This is a genomic window from Blastopirellula marina (assembly GCF_002967715.1).
Lineage (GTDB): Bacteria > Planctomycetota > Planctomycetia > Pirellulales > Pirellulaceae > Bremerella > Bremerella marina_B.
Map to the genome: position 1 here is coordinate 192,579 of NZ_PUIA01000081.1, position 18,648 is coordinate 211,226.

The window sequence follows — 18,648 nt, forward strand, 5'->3', positions numbered from 1 at the left end:
CATCGATTGTTGATGTTTTGCTGAATAACAGTTCAACAACTAACGAATAAATTCTTACGTCCGAAGCTTGCTCCGCGCGACGATGCCACCCCGATTAGGCCACTATCGGGAGTACCAGTGCCGTCACGGAATCAACGATTGAGGCCGGGTCGGGCAAGCCCTGTGGAGTCGCTAGTGCAGCGGTGACTCCGCAAGATCCGTCGTTTTGGGGCACGGATGCGCCACGACGGATTTTTTCTCCCCCGCCCTGCCGCGGGGCCCATTGCTTCGGTAAGCTGGACGTTTTGCCTGATTTCTTTCGACTGATCTTATGGCCGCTCCTACCGTTCACGTACCTGTATTGCCGGCGGAAGTTCTCCACTGGCTCGACCCTCAACCGGGAAAAATCCTGGTCGACGGCACCCTCGGTGGCGGCGGACACACGCGGATGATGGCCGAGAAGCTCGGCGACGAAGGATTTGTCGTCGCGGTCGACCGCGACATGATCCCTTTGCAGCGAGCCGAAGAGACCCTGGCCGGCCTTCCGGTGAAGATTGCCCACGCCAACTTCGTCGAGATCCCGAAGATTCTCGATTCACTGGGTATCGATAAGGTCGATGGGATACTCCTCGACTTGGGTCTATCGAGCGATCAACTGGCCGACGATGATCGTGGCTTTAGCTTTGAATCCGAAGGCCCACTCGACTTGCGGTTCGACCTACGTGACAAGAAAACAGCCGCAGACCTGGTTAATCACTTGAAAGAGAAAGACCTGGCCGACCTGATCTATCAGAACGGCGAAGAACGCTTGAGCCGCCGGATCGCCAAGAAGATCTGTCACATTCGCAAAGAAACCCCGTTTGAAACGGCCAAGCAGTTAGCCGACGTCGTTGTAAGCTGTTACCCACCGGTTGCCGGCAGCGGCCGAGGACGCATCCATCCCGCGACCCGCACGTTCCAGGCCCTGCGGATCGCCGTGAACCGCGAGCTCTCGTCTCTTGAGACCGCTTTGGATACGCTGCCTGATCGCCTGAAACCAGGAGGCCGCCTGGCTATTATCAGCTTCCACTCGCTGGAAGACCGGCCCGTGAAACAGGCCTTCCTGGACGACCCGCGTCTGAACCGACTGACCAAGAAGCCGGTCACCGCCAGCGATGAAGAAATTGCCCAGAACCCGCGTAGCCGTACGGCGAAACTGCGAGTAGCCGAACGCGTGTAGGCGATGAAAGTTGCCCTCATCTTCTCAGGGCAACTTTCAATTTCTCAAGGGCTAGTTCGCTGTCGTTTCCCTACGGAAGGGAGAATGGAAACGGAAGCGGGAAGGGGAAGTCGTTATTCGATGGGGGTTGATATCCATCGGATAGTGTTGCCAAAAATGCGACAATCGCAAGTTCCTCTTCTTCGGTCAGTTCCAGATCACCGACAATACCCTGCGTGAGATTGACCGGCACCTCAGGTTCATCAAATTCGCCTGGTATGTCACGAGCATTGTAGAAGTGAACAATTTCTTCCATCGATTTAAAGACTCCATTGTGCGCGTAGGCTTTGACGAACCCGGGGAAGGGTCTTAAGTTCACATTTCGCAATGTTGGTGTTTTGTGACGTCCTTCGGCATTGTCGATATCCTCCTGCGTGATCTCCTTATTCAGCATCTTCAAGGGTGCTTCCTCCGCAGGATCTGCTTGCTGAGCGAGAAAGAATTTCTCGAGCGTCGCGGCCAGGCCACGATCGACAAAGTTCGCACGATCAGGATTGAAACGACGTGGAATAAAGTAGAACGGATTGTCTGGATTCTTCGGAATGCCGATATTGTGATAGGCAAAGTCCGTGAACACAGCTGGCTCACCGTTGGGGCCTGGCTGTTCGGAATGGCAGACGCCACAACGACCTTTTCCCTGATTCCCCCGCGGAAATGAGGTACGCCCCTCTTCTTCATTTGCGTCAAGCAGCGATACGCCATCAAACGGACTCTCGAACAGCCAAAGTCCAAGCTTTTCCTGCTCGGTCAGTTCGACGTCGCCGGCGAGCCAGGCGTCGAACTTGGAAGAATAAGGATTGACCTCGCTGGAACGTTCAAACGCGGCAATCGATTTGACGATTTGATCGTACGCTTGCTCAACCACTTCATCGTCCTGGAAATTGAGCGAACCGGGTCCCCAAACATTGAGGAACTGCTGGCGATATATCGAGAAAAACACCTTGCGAACGACGGCCTTTTTGTTGGGAACGTTCTGCTCGAGTGGGTTCAGGAACGGAGCCAATGCCTGCTCAGCCAGTGGATCAAACTCTGGGCTGCTGTCGGATTCCGGGAACATTGCATGATGCCCCGATGCACGGCCATCCCAGAACATCCCTCCCGCCCAGTCGACACCAAACGGATCAGGTCCCACATAGGTCAGGTCACCAGAATCACCTGCATAAGCGGCCGAAGGTGGCTTGCGGGCACCAAAGCGATTAGGAATCGCCCCGAAATGAGGCCCCCAAAGAAAGTTGACAAACAGATTGGGGCTCGTAAAACCCGTTTGCGGGGCATGGCAAGTGACACAACCTTGCCCCGCCGGTACGGAAAGATTCGTATCATTAAACAGTGAACGCCCCAGTTGCTCGATTGGCTCCAGGTTGTCTTGTTGTGGTGCCAGCGGAAACCCAAAAAAGCCTTGAGCGCTGGCGGCCTGAGCACTTGCTGCTAACACAACCGCAACGAACAAGTACGAAAGTAGCTTGCAATGAAGTAACATTTTTTTAATTCCCCCGATGATGGTTCGTCTCGCAGGTTTCGTCAAAAGAAAGATATTCAACCCGAGTCGGCGGGGGCGGGCGGGCAATTGGCCTTATAAGTAACGATGGAAGCGATACAAAATGCAAAGGCCCCGGAAGCGATTCCGTTTGGATCGCTTCAAGAAGATCGAATAAACGGTTTCGATCTTTACTGTTCATATCCCTGCGCTACAATCGTTTTGAGTGTCGCGAGCGCATACCAATAGCGCTCTTTGATACCATGGTCAGCAAGTCTTCCGGTTGGCGCTGGGACTTACTGGCCATCTTTATGCGCGCCCCGTCTGGGACGAGCTCTTAAATCAACGAATTGGCGTCAATTCAGTTCGTAGCGGTGTGCGTTAACGGCAAAGTCTTGAGGAAGCAGAGTCTTGAGGAATCTGCCACCAAGCTTGAGCACTCGCATTGAGTGCATTAGGCCCTAGACGTCGAACCCATGTCGCAAAGAACACTTGACAACGTCTTGAAGATCTCGGCTATCAAATAAGCGAGAGACGCTCGTACTAAAGAGGATTGGTGGACCTGAAATAACTCGAAAGATGTTCCCGCTTTACCGATTCCACAAATCGAAAACGCTACCCAAAACATTGGTACGGAAACGACATTGTCGAGAAAGCCCGCGCTGCCCCTGACAGGTCTGTGTACTTTGCTTAACCGTTACAAGTTGACATTGAACACGCTTCCTTTTGTAACGCCTTCACCGGTCAAGTCAATGAACTTGGATACGTATTTGCCAACATTCTGGGAGCTTTTGGCAAACTACAAGAGGGGCCATACAGAAACACGCAGGATCTACCCAAGAAACAAACAAAGGGCTACTCCACATGTCATGAAGCAGCCCTTTTCAGTGAGATCGCTGGGGCTCGAACCCAGGACCTACGGATTAAAAGTCCGTTGCTCTACCGACTGAGCTACGATCTCGGTTGGGAAGGGAACCAGTTTCCGCCGGATGGGCGGGATTGTCAAGGGGCCGTCTTGGGGCTGCTCGTCGTAACTGGTTTCTGGTGGCCATTTTGCTGCAAAATCAGCTTTCCTCGTTCTTACTCATAAGACCGCATTACTGCCGATAAGTTCACCGGGCGTGCGAGAAATTGCTCGTCGCAGCTACGCCAGAATGTCGTGCAATACATGCCCGTGGACATCGGTCAGACGCATGTCCCTACCGCTGAAGCGGAAGGTCAGGCGGCGATGGTCGACCCCCAGCAGATGCAGGATCGTCGCGTGCAGGTCGTGCATTTCCGCACGGTTCTCGACCACCTTGTAGCCGAATTCGTCGGTACTGCCATAAACGGTGCCCCCTTTGACGCCGCCGCCGGCCATCCACATGGTGAAGCCGAACGGGTTGTGGTCGCGGCCATTCTTGCCCTGGGCGAAGGGAGTCCGGCCGAACTCGCCACCCCACACGACCAGCGTCGAATCGAGCATCCCGCGTCGCTTCAAATCGGAAAGCAGTGCGGCAATCGGCTGATCGACTGCCAGGCAGTTTTTCTCGTGCCCATCTTTGAGATTGCTATGCTGATCCCAGCGGTCGTGACCGACGTTGGGCACCGTCAGCTCGACAAAACGAACGCCTCGTTCGACCAGTCTCCGCGAAAGGAGACAAAGCCGCCCAAAGGTTTTCGTCGGGTCGTAGTCATGGTTCAGACCATACTCTTCGAGCGTCTGCGGGGTTTCGTCGGCCAGATCCATCAAATCAGGCACAGCCGATTGCATGCGATAGGCCAGTTCGTAATTGGCGATCGCCGATTCCATTTGATCGTTCGCGCCAACCTGGTTAAGCGTCAGTAGGTCGAGCTTGCTCAGTAGATCCAACTTGCTTCGCTGGGCGGCAGGGCTCTTGTCGCGCGATTGGATGTTGGCCACCGGTGGGTCGCTGGCCGCGAAGATCGATCCTTGAAATGCCGCCGGCAGGAAACCGCTATTGAAGTTATCAAGCCCGCCCGGCGGAATCAGCCCGCCGTTAAGCACCACGAAGCCTGGTAGGTTATCGTTCTCACTTCCTAAGCCGTAGGTGGTCCAGGCCCCCATGCTCGGTCGACCTTGCAGACCGCTGCCGGTGTGCAGGAAATAGTTGGCGTTGGTATGCTCTGAGAAGTTCGACGTCATCGAGCGAATAACGGCAAGCTCATCCACATGCTTGGCCACGTGCGGAAAGAGCTCACTGACCTCGATTCCACTCTGGCCATGCTTCTGAAACTTCCAAGGGCTGGCCAGTGTGCCACCCAGATTATTGAACTGCGTCGGTTCCGTCGCTGCCGGGAATGGTTGACCGTCGTACTTGTTGAGCAGCGGCTTGGGATCAAACGTATCGACCTGCGAAGGGCCGCCATCCATGTACAGGAAGATAACACTACGAACCTTGGGGGATACATGCGGAGCCCTTAACAGGCCCAGCCCTTCGGCCGCGAAAGCGTCGCGTTGTAGCATCCAGTTGAGTGCGACCGCACCAAAACCGCAGGCCGCCTGACCCAACCATTGGCGGCGACTTGGCATTCTGGAATGTTGAGGACAAGAATCCACGCGGCGACTCCCCGGTTAACGAACAAAAATAAACGGCTTGGCGTTGACCAACACATGTGCCAGATCGCGCCACAATTCAACCGACGATGCCATCTGGTCCGGGGCGATTGCTAACGTCTGCCCGTGGCTTTCCAGAAACTGGTTAGCCAAGGCAAGCTCTTCGGCGGTTGGCTTACGCGAGAAAGCCTGCTCGACCATGCGTTCGATCCGCAGCTGCGTGTCGTCCGGCGTCTGGGCAATCGCATGCTGGGCCCACAATTGGCACAGTTCAAGGACAAGCGGATCGTTCAGCAATATCAACGACTGCGCTGGCACGTTCGATTGATTCCGCCGACCGATCGTGGTGATCGGCTGTGGCGTGTCGAAGGCCAGCATCATTGGCGAGAGGAAATTGCGACGCACTTCCAAATACACACTCCGACGCCCTGCCCCGTCGATAGGACCACTCTGCCCTGGCCGGCCGCGTCCTTGCATGAACGACGTCAAATGCACCGGCACGCTTGGGCCGTACATCGCCAGGTCTAAGCGACCGCTGACCATCAGCAAACTATCTCGAATAGCCTCGCCAGAGAGCCGCTTCACTTCAGCGCGATGGAACAGATCGTTCTTCGGATCGGCTTGTTCGGCCGAGCCTGCCTGAACCGACGACATCTGGTACGTCTGCGAAAGGACAATTCGGCGGATCATTCGCTTCAGCGACCAACCCTCTTCCACGAACTGCGTGGCTAGGTAATCGAGCAACTGCGGGTGAGTCGGCAGTTCGCCGAGAACCCCAAAATTGTCAACAGAGCGTACAATGCCTCGGCCCATCAGGTAGTGCCATACGCGGTTCACGGCCACGCGAGAGGCGAACGGATTGTCAGCGGCCATCATTTGCTGGGCCAGTTGCAAGCGTCCACTGCCGTGTGGGTCGAAGCTGTTATTGCTGCCAGTGATCGCGGTAAGTAGCTGCCGATCGACCAGATCGGCCGGGTTCTTCGTATTGCCGCGAATCAGCAAGACTTCCTTCTCGGCCGAGTTATCCCACATGCCAGGAGCCGTCCGCGAGCGCCATTTGACACTGGCCAACAGCGGCTGGGATTGCTCGTGATACGTATTAGCCGATTCGCTCCAAGGAGCTGGCTGTCCAGGCGAAATAGTTCCCCAGTTCTTCACCAGCCAATCGGCCAGTGGTGCTGTCTCTGGCGAATCGGTGGCACCCTTCAAGGTCTGCAGAAAACGCGAGACGCTCACATCCCCATCGGCAAGCGCGCCGCCAAGTGCCAGGGCGGCCTTGGCTTCGTTGCTCAGCAGCGGTGGTGGCTGCGGCCCTTCGACGACCTGCAGAATCTCCATTGGCTGGGCGTCGATCGGGGAGAACTCGATATGCGTGGCATGCCCTTGGTAGTCGTGCAGGTCTTGGGTAATCCAATGCGCATCCCCGTCGTCGAACTTCCATTCCCGGGTAGTTACGCCGTGAAGCGGTCCCTGCACCAGGCGATGCGAATCGACCACGGCAAATGCCCGTCCACTTCCCTTCACCAGGTAATGAACATGACCATCCTTCAGCGTGAACGTATCGGTCTTGAGCGTGCGACCGGCGCGGTTCCAGTTACGGATCTTGCCGAAGTCATCCTGCACGCCGTTCTGTAGTTTGAGTTCCCCCCAACGCGTGTCGTAGACGGCCGCACCATCGATACGCACGCCAACGACGCCACCTTCGGCAGCAGTACTGAACGCAAACGTTCCGGCCCGTTGTGGTCCAGCACCATAGACGCCACCATCGGTTCGCCACTGCGGTTGAGATAGCTGGGCATAGTCATGCACCTGTTGCCCCTGGTAACTAGCTATCGCTGCCCGCTGCTGCTGAACCAACTGCTGAGCCGCGGCGATCCGTTGCTCACGCTCCTCTTCCGGAGCAGTTAGTACCTTCGCCCACATGTGCAGCGGGTGCTTCGCGTCTTTGGTCGCTTCCGCGAAAGCCTGACTCCAGGCGGAATCTGGCGTTTGCAGTTCCTTTTCCCAGCGGCTGGCCGCCTGCTGGACGCCGCTTTGATACGCCAACTTGGCCTGGCTTTGAAATTCGTCGTTGATCTTCGCCAGCGAGTTGGCGATCCGCTGGTTGTGCTCATCCGATTCAAAGCGAACCTGGCGATAGGCCGAGCTTTGCAGGAAGCCCATCTGGGCGTAGTAGTCGGCCTGTGAGATCGCGTCGAACTTGTGATCGTGACATCGGGCACACGTGACGGTCAGCCCCATGAACGCCTTGTTCATGACGTCGAGCATGTTGTCGAATCGGTCGGTCTCGTCCTTGCGAATGTCGACCGGCGAATGCACCCAGTCCCCCAGGTGCCAGAAGCCGGTTCCCAGAACCGATTCATTACTGCCTGTTTCGGCACTAATGCGAGGCTTGTCTAAGAGGTCGCCGGCAACGTGTTCGATGACAAGCTCGTTGTACGGCAGATCCTGATTGAGCGCGCGGATGACGTAGTCGCGATATTCGTAGGCGTTGGGAATGTCGTAATCGAATTCATGCCCTCGCGATTCCGCGTAACGGACCAGGTCGAGCCAGTGCCGTCCCCAGTGTTCGCCAAAGCGGGGCGAAGCCAGCAACTGATCGACAATCTTCTCAATCGCAGCCGGCGAAGGATCCGCCAGAAACGCGTTGACCTCTTCCGGCGTCGGGGGCAAGCCGGTCAGATCGAAATAGAGTCTGCGAATCAGCACGGCAGGCTCGGCCGGACTATTGGGTGGCAGATTGGCTTCTTCCAATTTCGCCAGGATGAAACGATCGACCGGGTCCTTCACCCACGCCTCGTTCTTCACCGCCGGAAGCTTCGGCCGCACGACTGGCTGCCAGGCCCAGTGTTCGGCCTTTCGCTGCGCAAGATCGAAGACTTCCTTGCGGGGTGTATTCTTTTCGTCACTTACGGGCCATGCGGCACCACTGGTGACCCACTGCTCAAGCTTGGCGATCTCGTCGGCTGGCATCTTCGATTTGGGGGGCATCTGGTAGATACCGTCGTAGTGGATCGCTTCAATCAGCAAGCTTTCATCCGGCTTGCCTGCGACGATCGACGGACCACTGTCTCCTCCTTCGAGCAAAGCACCACGCGAGGTGAGGAAGAGCCCGCCACCAGGCGTTTCGGAATCAGGCCCGTGGCACTCGTAACATCGCTTTGCCAAAATAGGACGGATGTCCTTCTCGAAGAACTCGAGCTGGGCGGCATCGAACTGCGGCGTGTCCAACTCGGCAGCGATCGCGCTAAGCGAGATCGTCGCGAGCAAACCGCACACAGCCAAACTGGACCGGAGGAAGAGTGGCACCATAGTTTCCGCTAGGGCAGGAGTTTTCAAAGGCGGGAAGGCAGGATGGAACTTCCTTACCTTAGCAATTCAGGCCTTGAATTGCCATATTTCCTGGCTCAATTTTACCTCCTGGCTCAACATAGTGCTCAGATAGTCAACCTTATTTGCGAGTGAAATCGAAGATATGGCCTGCCAACTAGCTCTGAAAGAGTGGAACATCGTCTGCGAAGCGATCGCCCGCGGCCAACAGATCGTCTTGGCTCGCAAGGGAGGAATCTCCGAGCCGGAAGGTGAGTTCGAGTTGCCCAAGAATCGCTTCTGGCTATATCCCACCCATTTCCATGAAGCCGAATCGAAGCTTAACGGCATGGGGAAGATGTTGCTGGCCGATCACCCCGAGTTCACGCAGCCACCTGCCACGCCGGAAATGACGATGCATTTGGTATGCGAAGTGGCCGAGGCGATCTACCTGGAAGACGAAGCGAAGCTCGACGCATCACTCTTCGAGCAAATTCTCAACCGCGAAGCCTTGCACATGCGATACCACTACCGGGCCCCTGGGATCCACATGTTGGTTGTACGTGCTTACGAGGCAACCCAGTCGGCAACGATCATTCCGACCGCTGCGATGTCCGGTTGTAAGAGTTGGGTCGAGTTGAACGAGCCCCTGGAAACCGGCGATTTACAGCCCGTAATCGCGGATGCCGATTTTGAAGTACGCAAAAATTTGCTACTTTCCGCCCTGCGCGCGTGAACCTACAATTCTACTGCCCTGTCCTAAGGGGGCGTTCACGGAGAAACGAGTTTTTGAAAATGCTCTTGTCATTTTAGAAAACTTGGTTCAAAGTGAGTTTACCTAGGGTCGCGTTACGCAGCGCGACATTACTGAAGACCTGAGGTCGGCTCTACACGGCGTTCTGTCCGGCCAACATGGTGAGCTTTAGTAGAAAGGAGGTGTTCCAGTGGAATATGTCTGTACCAGCCGTAGAGGTGGCTCTGCCTAACGGCTACCGGCGGGTTGCCGGTAGGCAACCACATTCCTATCGGAACCTCTTCTGAGAATCCGATCAGGCTACCAATGAGGCTCCGCAGGTCCCACAAGGGACTTGCGGAGTTCTCTTTTTTCTTGGCCCGTGCATCTAGCCACAGTGGGCACAAAGATCACCGAGAGTTCATCTCCCAACGACAGACGAAACTCACTGCACAATCAAGCAATGAGCGCATAAAAAAACGCCGGACAAACTGCCCGGCGTTTTTCAGATGGGGAGTGCTTACTTCTTCAAGTCGAAGGCATAGGTGTTCTCAGGCTTGTTCTCGACGTTTGCCGTCAACGTGGTAGCCGTGTTGTACTTCTTGGGAATGTACGGCACGTAGTTGGGCAAGCCATCGGGGGCCGGCTTATCACTGATCTTGTTGGCCGTGATCTCGACTTTCTTTTCGCCTGGTGGGGCGATGAACGAGAACTCGCCGTTGGTGATAGGACCTGCTCCGACAGGCCCTTCGCCGTTGGTAGGTATGAACAAGATTTCGCCCGTTTCTACTGGTTCACCTTCGAAGGTGACCGTACCTTTGACCACAATTTCGGTCGGACCGCCACAGCCAAGTAGCGGCACCATCAGGCCCAGCACCACGAGCAGGGCCATCGATTTCCACGCGTATCGCATAACTTCCTTTCAGGAAACGTGTCTTGCAAATTCAAAGCGAAATGTGCCGGCGAATCGATTAATATTCGCCGGGCACTTCACCGCCAGCACGCGTGCCCAGGTCTTGCCAGGTTTGCGTGTTGACCGTCTCCGAAACAAACTGCACGCTGGCATCCATCAAGGTGATCATGGCACCACCGGGATGGTTGCTTCGCGAATAAAGGACCTGCGTGTTGGTGTCGCTGACACATGGGGCATACGACGGCGACGGTGGCGAACCTTGGCAGATACGTGTCTTATCGGCAGCGGTCGTGTTAGGTGGCAGCCGCGTGCTCACGATGCTGCTCAGGTGGTCAGCGCGGTAGTAGCGACCACGCCAGTCACGGGCACCAGCCACGTTCGATTTGACCAGCAGAATTTCCGCGGCCATCACCGTGTTAGCGGTACCGTCGGTGCACGACGAGAAGTCCGTATCCGACTGATAGAAAAACATCCCGTTCGCGGTGTTATCCGTCGTCGTCGTGATTTCTTCGTTTCCGTGACACAGCAAATAATTGCCATGGAAACCGTCGTTAAAGTCTGGCGGCGGATCCGCGGTGCCGTGTACTTCGCCGGTCTGACCACGATTAGGGTCCGATGGGCACATTAGCGTTTCGATCTTCGTGTTCATCAGGTCGCTGGGAAACGCGTTCGAGTTTCGTGTCAGCATGTAAGGTTGAAGCTGATCGTGCAGTGGGCCTTGCTCTAGAAACGGCAGCAGCACCGGCATCCACGACATGGAATGCGGGGGCGTAGGCATTGAGCTGTTAAGCCCACTGGCAAACACGCCTGGGGGAAATACCCGATGTGTGTCATGGTAGTTGTGCATCGCCAAGCCCAACTGTTTTTGATGATTGGAGCATGTCATGCGTCGAGCGGCTTCACGGGCCTGCTGCACGGCCGGCAGCAAAAGCGCGATGAGCACGCCGATAATCGCAATGACAACCAGCAGTTCGACGAGCGTAAAGCCCGCCCTCTTGAGCGTCATGGGGTAGTAATCCTTCAGGGGTAAATAAATAGATAAAGGAAAAGTGTCCATCACACGCATTCTATAAAGTCGCGTTATCTCGCATACATATATTTTTGCCAATACCAGCAATTTTTTTACATCTCCCCCATTTGACGGACGCCATTTTCAGAGAGCGTCAAATACCACTAGGATCCCAGGAGACGCCATAAAAAAACGCCGGAGTATTCACTCCGGCGTTTATCTCTGTTTTAAAGTCGCGTCAAAAGCTTAGCAGGCTTACGGACGCGAGAGGGTAAGTTCGGCGTCCAGAACCTTCTCGATACGTCGCGTCGATTCCAGCAAGTGGGCACGCGTGTAGGTATCGAGCTCCAGTTCCTTCTCTTCCAAGTCTCGCAGCTTTTCGTGCAGGTCGATCAGCTGAGCATAGGCGACGGTCTGGCAGTCGGCCGGAGCGTACGCGTTGCCCATCGCCAAGGTCGACAGACGCTGCAGGTAATCTCGCTGCAGGTTCCGGCGAAGGCTGCTGATTGCCGGCTCCCGAACCGAGTAATCCCCTTCTTCCAGCGAATCGAGTTCGCTGAAGATGGCATCCGTCAGGCTCTCGATCATTTCCGCCGTGGTGAATGCATCTTGATCGGCCGGAACTTTCAGTTCGGCATCATGCATCCGCTCGAGCGTGATCGACGAGAGCAGTCGCGACAAAATCGTCGACTGCCACCGCGAGATCGTATCGTGAACTGGGAAGTCACCACGAATATCGAAGCTGGTACCCCAGTGGTTCCAGTGGGAAGGAGCCAACTTGTTGTACAGTTCAGCATCGAACTGGAATGGCTTATCGCTGAAGACCTGCTCGGAGAGCAGTTTCATGACTTCACGCTGTTTTTCAACGTCCACCACCTCGAACGGTGCCGGAGCGTTCTCTTGCCCCTTGTGCGAGCGATTCACATGCACGCCGCCAACATAGCGGGATGCGAAGTACATCGCCTGGCCGTGGGTGCTGAGCAGCGTGTTGAACGCCTGACGAACGCGGGAATAGTCTTCGCCATCTTCCACGACGCGATCGGCCAGACCATCCATTGCCGCTTTCACGACTTCGGCCTGGTTCTTGGCGAACTCGAGTGGGTCCTTACCGAAGTCGAAACGATTCGAATCCGGATCTGGCGACAGGCTGGTCGTGTCTTCGTCGGTCAGGAAGGCCAGGCCCGGCTCGGTGCTCTTGGAAGCCAACTTGCCGAGCTCGCCTTTCTCGCCGTCGGTTCCACCGCTGAACGGCTTGTAGCCGTATTCGATGGCCCACATATCGTAGATACCGATCGATTGCGGGAAGAACGCTCCCTGCTTTTCGCCCGGAGGGGCAATGTGCGGCGGAACGTAATCCATCACGCTGGAGACCGTCGCTTCGCCATCTTTCAGTTCGGCGATCTCGCTCAGGCTGCGATACTTACTGGCAACAAAGTTATGACGCAGGCCCAACGTGTGACCCACTTCGTGCATGGCGACTTCCTTCAGGCCTTCCATGATCATGCGTTCGAGCAATTCTTCTCGCTCTTTCTTGATCTCTTCGGCCGAAGGTTTCTTTTCTTCCTCTTCCTTGGACTCTTCGTCCTTGGCTTCTTCTTTGTCTTCCTTCTTGTCGTCGGAAGCTTCTTCCTTGTCGTCCTTATCCTCGGACTTTTCGCCCTCTTTCATCTCTTCTTTGGACTTGGCTTCTTCCTTGTCCTTTTTCTTTTTCTTCTTCTTGTCGGCCTTTTCTTTCTCAACGTCGGCCAGAACAGCGGCAGCACCGAAAGCGAACTGTTGCGACATTCCGCCAGAGAGCATGCACTGGTGACGTGGCGAGATCGAGCCGACCCGCTTCAAGAATTCTTCCTGGCTGCTGACATCCAGCGGACCGCCAATCAACGCTTCGGTCGCCTGGGGATTGTAGTTCTCAAAGGCCTGTTTCCAGTAGTTCAGGAAGTCGGCGTCGAAGATGATGTCGGCGTCCAGAATTTGTCCCGTGTAAGGATTCACGCGGCTAGGGCCCATCGCGAAACCGGCATCGGAAGTGATCCAGCGGAAGGTGTTATAGCGAACGTCTTCTGGATCCCAGTCGGCGTCATCTTCTTGCTGGCGAACGTGAATCGCGTCGATGAAACCAGCCTTTGCGAAGGCCTTGTTCCATTCCAGAATCCCGTCGCGGATCGGCTTGCGATACTTGTACGGAATCGTGTTTTCCATGTAGAAGATGATTGGTTCCTTCGGTTCCGACATCTTGGCCGATGGGTCAGCCTTTTCCAGCTTCCAGCGATTAACATATCGCACGAACTGGTTGTCGTCGGACTTCGAGTAGTTCTTCACCGCCGTCAGGAAGTATCCAACCCGGTCGTCAGCCACACGCGGGGTGTAACCTCCGCTGGGGATCTTGCTGATCGAGTAGTGGACGTCGATCGTCAAACCACGCGAGTCCGGCACCGAGTCGATGTTGCTGCGACCGCTTGACTGGTAGGTCGCTTCGACCTGAAGTTCCAGGTTCTTCTCGAAGCCCTTCACTTCACCGAAGATCGATTTTGTGCTTGAAAAACCGAAGCCCGGCAGCACGTCGCCGATCATCGGCAGGTCGCTCATGAAGACCGGGGTCACTTCGACCAGGTCACCGCCGTTGGGGCCCTTGGTTGCGATCGGAATGCTGAACAGCACACTGTCGTTGTAGGCATGCTTTACAGCACGCGATTCCGGCTTGCCGTCCTGGGCCTTGAAACGCACGTTCTTGCGAACGATGTGAACGCGATCGTCCACCTTGCGGAAGGTCCACACCCAGTCATCACCAAAGCCCCACGACATGCCGCCGTATAGCGGTTCGACGCCGGCACCGCGGGCAATCGAAATCAGCACGATAAACTCGCCGTTGTAATGCGAGCTGTTCAGTTCAAAGAACATCCGATTCCCCTTGTGATAGGTGGGGATCAGGCCTTCTTGTTTCTTAAAGTCCTTCAGAATCGCGGCATGCGGAGCAGCAGAAGCACTGCTGGAACCACTACCGCCGGAGCTGGAAGAACCGGAATCGCCGGTCGTTGCGGCGACTTCTGATGGGATCGCCTTTTCGACTTTGTCCCCATCCGACTTCGTCTCGTCCGCCATGGCCAGGCCGGTTGCGGCCAAAGCAACCACCGCGGTCGTGCACCAAGCCGTCGACCAACGCAATAATGTAAACACCTTCATGCGTACTACTCTCGTACAATAAAAAGGGAGGGAGATTTCGATAAGCTATCCGGATATCGTTCTCGCTGGGTTGCCTATGACGATTACCGCACACCGCGACGGCAGCAATCGCCCCTCAGGTAGAGGTGTCTCACCGCGAAATCTTGCGACAGAGGACAACGAAATTCGGAAAACTTTCCTTAACGGCTGCTTTTAGATCGCTTGGAAAATATACCCCACTCTAAGCGACTGCCGTATTTGTTCTATTCTGCGCATGGGATTTTGGGAAAGAAAAGCCGTTTATACCAATAAAAACGATTAGAGTTACCAAATCGACCATAAAACTGGCCGGTTACCACTCCGGAAAACTCGCTCGAAAGCGCCGAAAATGACTGACAATGTCCCCAAGATTGTCGAGGTTCTCGCTGCCTATCAGCTTCATCCAGCACAGGTGCGCAGCATCGTTCCCTGTGAAGCGGGTCTGAGCGGAAGCGAGGCTTGGAAAGTCGAGGGGACTACGGCAAGCTACTGTTTGAAGCTTATGCCGCCCAACTTTTCGGTCAATCGATTACTGGCCGCACATCTTGCGGCCAATCACCGTCGGCACCTGGGTATGACCTGTCTGGCTGGTTACCTACCCACAGCCAACGGGCAAACCTATGTCGAGTCGGACGGACGGCTATGGGAACTGCAAACCTGGGTAGAAGGAACACCACCAACGGTTCCTTATACAACCCTGCAAAAGAAGGCCATGTTTCAGGCCATTGCCGAGTTTCACGAGCGGCACGAAACACCCCCACGGCAAAACGACATATCGCCTGGCATCCAGTCCCGTATTGAGCTCTGCGAGAAGTGGCGCGTCCGCCACTTGCGAGATCAATTCCCCTCGCTTCAACACTTCGGACATCCGCAGTGGAAATTGGCGATCGAGCAATTCCTAGACAGTTTCGTGCACTACCATACCCGCCTGGGATTGTTGCTGCTGTCGCAGGAACACGAGACCTTTTTGCTGGAAGATTGCATCGCCGATCCACGCCCCGAGAACTTCCGTTTTCAAGGCGATCAACTGACGGGCTTATTCGATTTGGGATCGATGCGTTGGGACAACATCGCGCTCGACCTGGCACGACTGGCCAGCGAAGTGTCCGTGAACGGGGAAGTCGACTGGAATTTTGCTTTCCAAACGGTGAAGTCAATTCGTTCACTCACCCCTTCGGAAGAGCGGTTAGCAGAGGTTTTCGATGTGGCCAACGTTTTGCTCACTGGGTTAAACTGGGTACAGTGGCTGGTGATCGATGGGATCAGTTTCGCTAACTGTAACCATGTCAGTTCTCGGCTAAACCATCTTACAGATCGTTTAGAGAAAATAGAGAAGCATCCAGCCTGGAAGTTGTAGGCAAACAATGTGAAACCTGCGGACGTATCCGACATCACAGACATTGTCGAAGTCGTGGTGAACAATGCCCATATGGCTACGGACTTCCGTTTGCTTGAAATGCGAATTCCGCATTTACGAACCCACCATTTTTTCCGAAGATGGTCGTAGACCGTTATTTAGGTCATCACCAGCTTATTCCTCGCGATAGAACATTCTCATGAAGCGTTTTGCCCCCATCGCTCTTACGCTGCTTCTTTGTCTCCTTCCGACCACGATCATGGCCCAAGGCTTGGGTGGCGATCTGTTCAAAGGCATCGAGGGCTTCGAAGACTTTGGTGGTGGCCAAAGTGATCCGAATCTGAAGATCACCGCCACGTACGTTGTCGATCCGGCTGGCACCCATGGGCGACTCGACGTCACGGCCACCGTCGGCAGCGGCTGGTGTGTCTATTCGACCACGCAGCCCAAGGGGGGCCCCATGGCAACCAAGCTGAAGGTCGACGAGAACGCCGGCATCACAGCGGTAGGCGAGTTCACCGCCGACCACAAGCCGAAGATCGTTCCGCCTGACAATATCATCCGCGTCGCTCAAGAGAAGTTCTACGAGAAGGTCACCTGGAGCGCCCCGATCCTGCTGTCCCCAGGCACCAAGCCTGATGCATTGGAGTTGAAGGTCAAGCTCAGCGGTCAAAGCTGTCACGACAAAGGAACGTGCGTGCCGGTAACGGCCAATGCGGTCGCACAGTTTGGTGGCATGCAGGAAGTTCCCAAGCCAGAGAATCTGCTTCCCGAAAAGGCCACCACCCCAGGCGGCGCGATTCCACCGGCCGATTACAAAATCCAAGGAACCATGGGGGACTACAAGACCGAAGGTGGTCATGGTGTCCTCAGTGGCAAGTTTGAACCTGCCAGGGTCGAGCCCGGGGATGAAGTCACCGTCACGCTGAACTTCAAGCCAAGCGGTAACTACCACATCTACGCCTACTCGCCGACCGATTCGACCATCGGTTACAAGTCGACCCAAGTTGCCTTGGCGGAAGTCACTCCCTGGCTGGCCACCCAAGCCAAGACACAAAACCCGATCATCACGAAGGCCCTCATCGAAGGTTTTCCTCCCGTGCTGTATCACGAAGGAGAAACAACCTGGACCTTCACCGTTCAGATTCCTATCGATGCCGTCCCTGGCAAGTATCCGCTCGTTGGCTACGTCGGCTATCAAACCTGCACTGACACCACCTGCGATCGTCCCTCCGGCGCGATGTTTGAAGGAGTAGTGCAAGTTGGCGAGAAAGGCAAAGACGAATCGGTTCCGTTCGCCTTTTCTGCCGCCAAGTACACCAAGGCCGCCGAGCGAGCCAAGATTACGCACGCCGAAGTTCAAGACGCACAGGGGGTCAATGCGAACGCAATCATCGCTCCTCCCACGCGCGGAGCCGAGCCACCCGAAATGAACGCGATGGCTCCTCCCGTTCCGCTGAACGACAACATCCAGTGGAAGGTCCTCAACCCGCCGGAAACGGCCAGTCTGGCCTGGATCGTGGTGCTCAGCTTTATCGGCGGTGCGATCCTGAACCTGATGCCGTGCGTGCTGCCGGTGGTTGGTTTAAAGATTCTCTCGTTCGTGAATCAGGCCGGTAAACATCGCGGCCAGGTCTTTATGCTGAACCTGATCTACTCCTTGGGTGTGATCTTCGTGTTCATGATTCTGGCGGTCGTTTCGTCGTCGTTGAACTGGATCGTCGGTGCATTCAGCCCTGCCGATGCCGCCGCCAGCGGAGCCGATGGCCTGGCCTGGGGCCAGTGGAGCGGTGACTGGCGTTACATCCTGGCTATGATCGTCCTGGTTTACACGATGGGCCTGAGCATGCTGGGCGTGTGGGAACTGACAATGCCCAGCTTCCTGGGAAGCGGCAGCGTCGCCAGCGCGTCGAACAAGTCAGGCTACGGCGGGGCGTTCTTCAAAGGGATCGTTACGACGCTGTTGTCGACACCATGCAGCGGCCCGTTCCTGGGGCCTGTGTTCGGCTATACCATCTCGCAGGAAACCTACGTGACGTTCATCGTTTTCGGCTCGATCGGTTTAGGGATGGCTTCGCCGTACCTGATCATCGGCATGAATCCCCGCTTGATCGCGTTCCTGCCTAAGCCAGGCAACTGGATGGTGGCCTTCAAGCAGTTGATGGGCTTCGTCATGATGCTGACGGTCGTTTACCTGATGTACACCATGCCCGACGAATACGTCGTCCCAACGCTGACCCTGCTGGTTGGCCTGGGTGCCGGCTGCTGGATGCTGGGGCAGGTCCACACGCTCGAGCATCAGTCCTCGAAAATCGCCACGACCATTGGCGCGTTCGTGGTTGCTATTGGGATCGGGGTGTTCTCGTACACCAATCTGATTGAAGGGGATGCCCACGAAGGAAGCATCGCCTGGGATACCTACGCCGAAGAACGTTGGCCGGCATTGGAAAACGACATCTACGCCCGGCAACAGGCCGGCGAAACGGTAATGGTCGACTTCACTGCCGACTGGTGCCCAACCTGCAAAGTGAACTACTACACCGCGATCAATACCGATGGCGTCGGTGAAGTGGTCAACGCTCACGGCATCGTGCCGATGCTGGTCGACTGGACCAACACCACCCACGACAACAGCCCCCAGGTGCAGAAGTTCATCAACAAGCTCGGCTCGAACAGCATCCCATTGCTGGCCATCTTCCCCGGCGGCAAAGCCGGCGAAGTCTACGTCCTGAGCGACCTGCTGACCGAATCCAAAGTCATCGAAAGCCTAAACGCCGCCCAGCAAGAATCAAGCAGCGTGCCGAAACAAACGGCGATGAACGAGTAACATTCCAAGGGGCGGCCTTTCAGGCCTTAAG

At 55.8% G+C, this 18,648-nt stretch carries 10 protein-coding genes and 1 tRNA gene; 4 read left to right on the forward strand and 7 right to left on the reverse strand.

What is annotated here, in order from left to right:
- The first annotated feature begins 310 nt into the window (after positions 1-310).
- Positions 311-1,198 carry a 16S rRNA (cytosine(1402)-N(4))-methyltransferase RsmH gene (gene rsmH / locus C5Y96_RS24535; protein ID WP_105358962.1) on the forward strand — a complete coding sequence of 296 codons (888 nt, stop codon included), beginning with the start codon at positions 311-313 and terminating at the stop codon, positions 1,196-1,198.
- Between the two features lie 70 nt (positions 1,199-1,268).
- On the opposite strand, the gene C5Y96_RS24540 is transcribed toward rsmH, so the two are convergent.
- The 4 genes from C5Y96_RS24540 to C5Y96_RS24555 form a co-directional block, all read right to left on the reverse strand.
- A complete protein-coding gene (locus C5Y96_RS24540) occupies positions 1,269-2,717 on the reverse strand; it encodes a cytochrome-c peroxidase (protein ID WP_105358964.1) in 1,449 nt (482 codons plus the stop codon).
- An 885-nt stretch (positions 2,718-3,602) separates the two neighbouring features.
- Positions 3,603-3,675: transfer RNA gene (locus C5Y96_RS24545), tRNA-Lys, on the reverse strand.
- A 183-nt stretch (positions 3,676-3,858) separates the two neighbouring features.
- Positions 3,859-5,247 (reverse strand): DUF1501 domain-containing protein, encoded by a 1,389-nt coding sequence (locus tag C5Y96_RS24550; protein ID WP_105358966.1) that lies wholly within the window; start codon positions 5,245-5,247, stop codon positions 3,859-3,861.
- Between the two features lie 42 nt (positions 5,248-5,289).
- A complete protein-coding gene (locus tag C5Y96_RS24555; protein ID WP_105358968.1) occupies positions 5,290-8,583 on the reverse strand; it encodes a PSD1 and planctomycete cytochrome C domain-containing protein in 3,294 nt (1,097 codons plus the stop codon).
- A 163-nt stretch (positions 8,584-8,746) separates the two neighbouring features.
- On the opposite strand from C5Y96_RS24555, the gene C5Y96_RS24560 reads away from it, so the two are divergent.
- Positions 8,747-9,316: a DUF1802 family protein gene (locus C5Y96_RS24560; protein ID WP_105358969.1), complete on the forward strand. Its 570-nt coding sequence runs from the start codon at positions 8,747-8,749 to the stop codon at positions 9,314-9,316.
- A 517-nt stretch (positions 9,317-9,833) separates the two neighbouring features.
- On the opposite strand, the gene C5Y96_RS24565 is transcribed toward C5Y96_RS24560, so the two are convergent.
- The 3 genes from C5Y96_RS24565 to C5Y96_RS27915 all read right to left on the reverse strand — a co-directional run bounded on the left by C5Y96_RS24565 (position 9,834) and on the right by C5Y96_RS27915 (position 14,415).
- Positions 9,834-10,226: a hypothetical protein gene (locus C5Y96_RS24565; protein WP_105358971.1), complete on the reverse strand. Its 393-nt coding sequence runs from the start codon at positions 10,224-10,226 to the stop codon at positions 9,834-9,836.
- Between the two features lie 58 nt (positions 10,227-10,284).
- A complete protein-coding gene (locus C5Y96_RS24570) occupies positions 10,285-11,232 on the reverse strand; it encodes a DUF1559 domain-containing protein (protein WP_105358973.1) in 948 nt (315 codons plus the stop codon).
- Positions 11,233-11,490: 258 nt separating this feature from the next.
- Entirely contained in the window at positions 11,491-14,415 is a 2,925-nt protein-coding gene (locus C5Y96_RS27915; RefSeq protein ID WP_233199104.1) for a zinc-dependent metalloprotease, read from the reverse strand.
- A gap of 367 nt (positions 14,416-14,782) precedes the next feature.
- Between C5Y96_RS27915 and C5Y96_RS24580 the strand changes: the two genes are divergently transcribed.
- On the forward strand, positions 14,783-15,790 hold the full coding sequence (locus C5Y96_RS24580; RefSeq protein ID WP_105358975.1) for a phosphotransferase enzyme family protein: 1,008 nt from the start codon (positions 14,783-14,785) through the stop codon (positions 15,788-15,790).
- A gap of 199 nt (positions 15,791-15,989) precedes the next feature.
- A complete protein-coding gene (locus tag C5Y96_RS24585; RefSeq protein ID WP_105358977.1) occupies positions 15,990-18,617 on the forward strand; it encodes a protein-disulfide reductase DsbD family protein in 2,628 nt (875 codons plus the stop codon).
- The last annotated feature ends 31 nt before the right edge of the window (positions 18,618-18,648 follow it).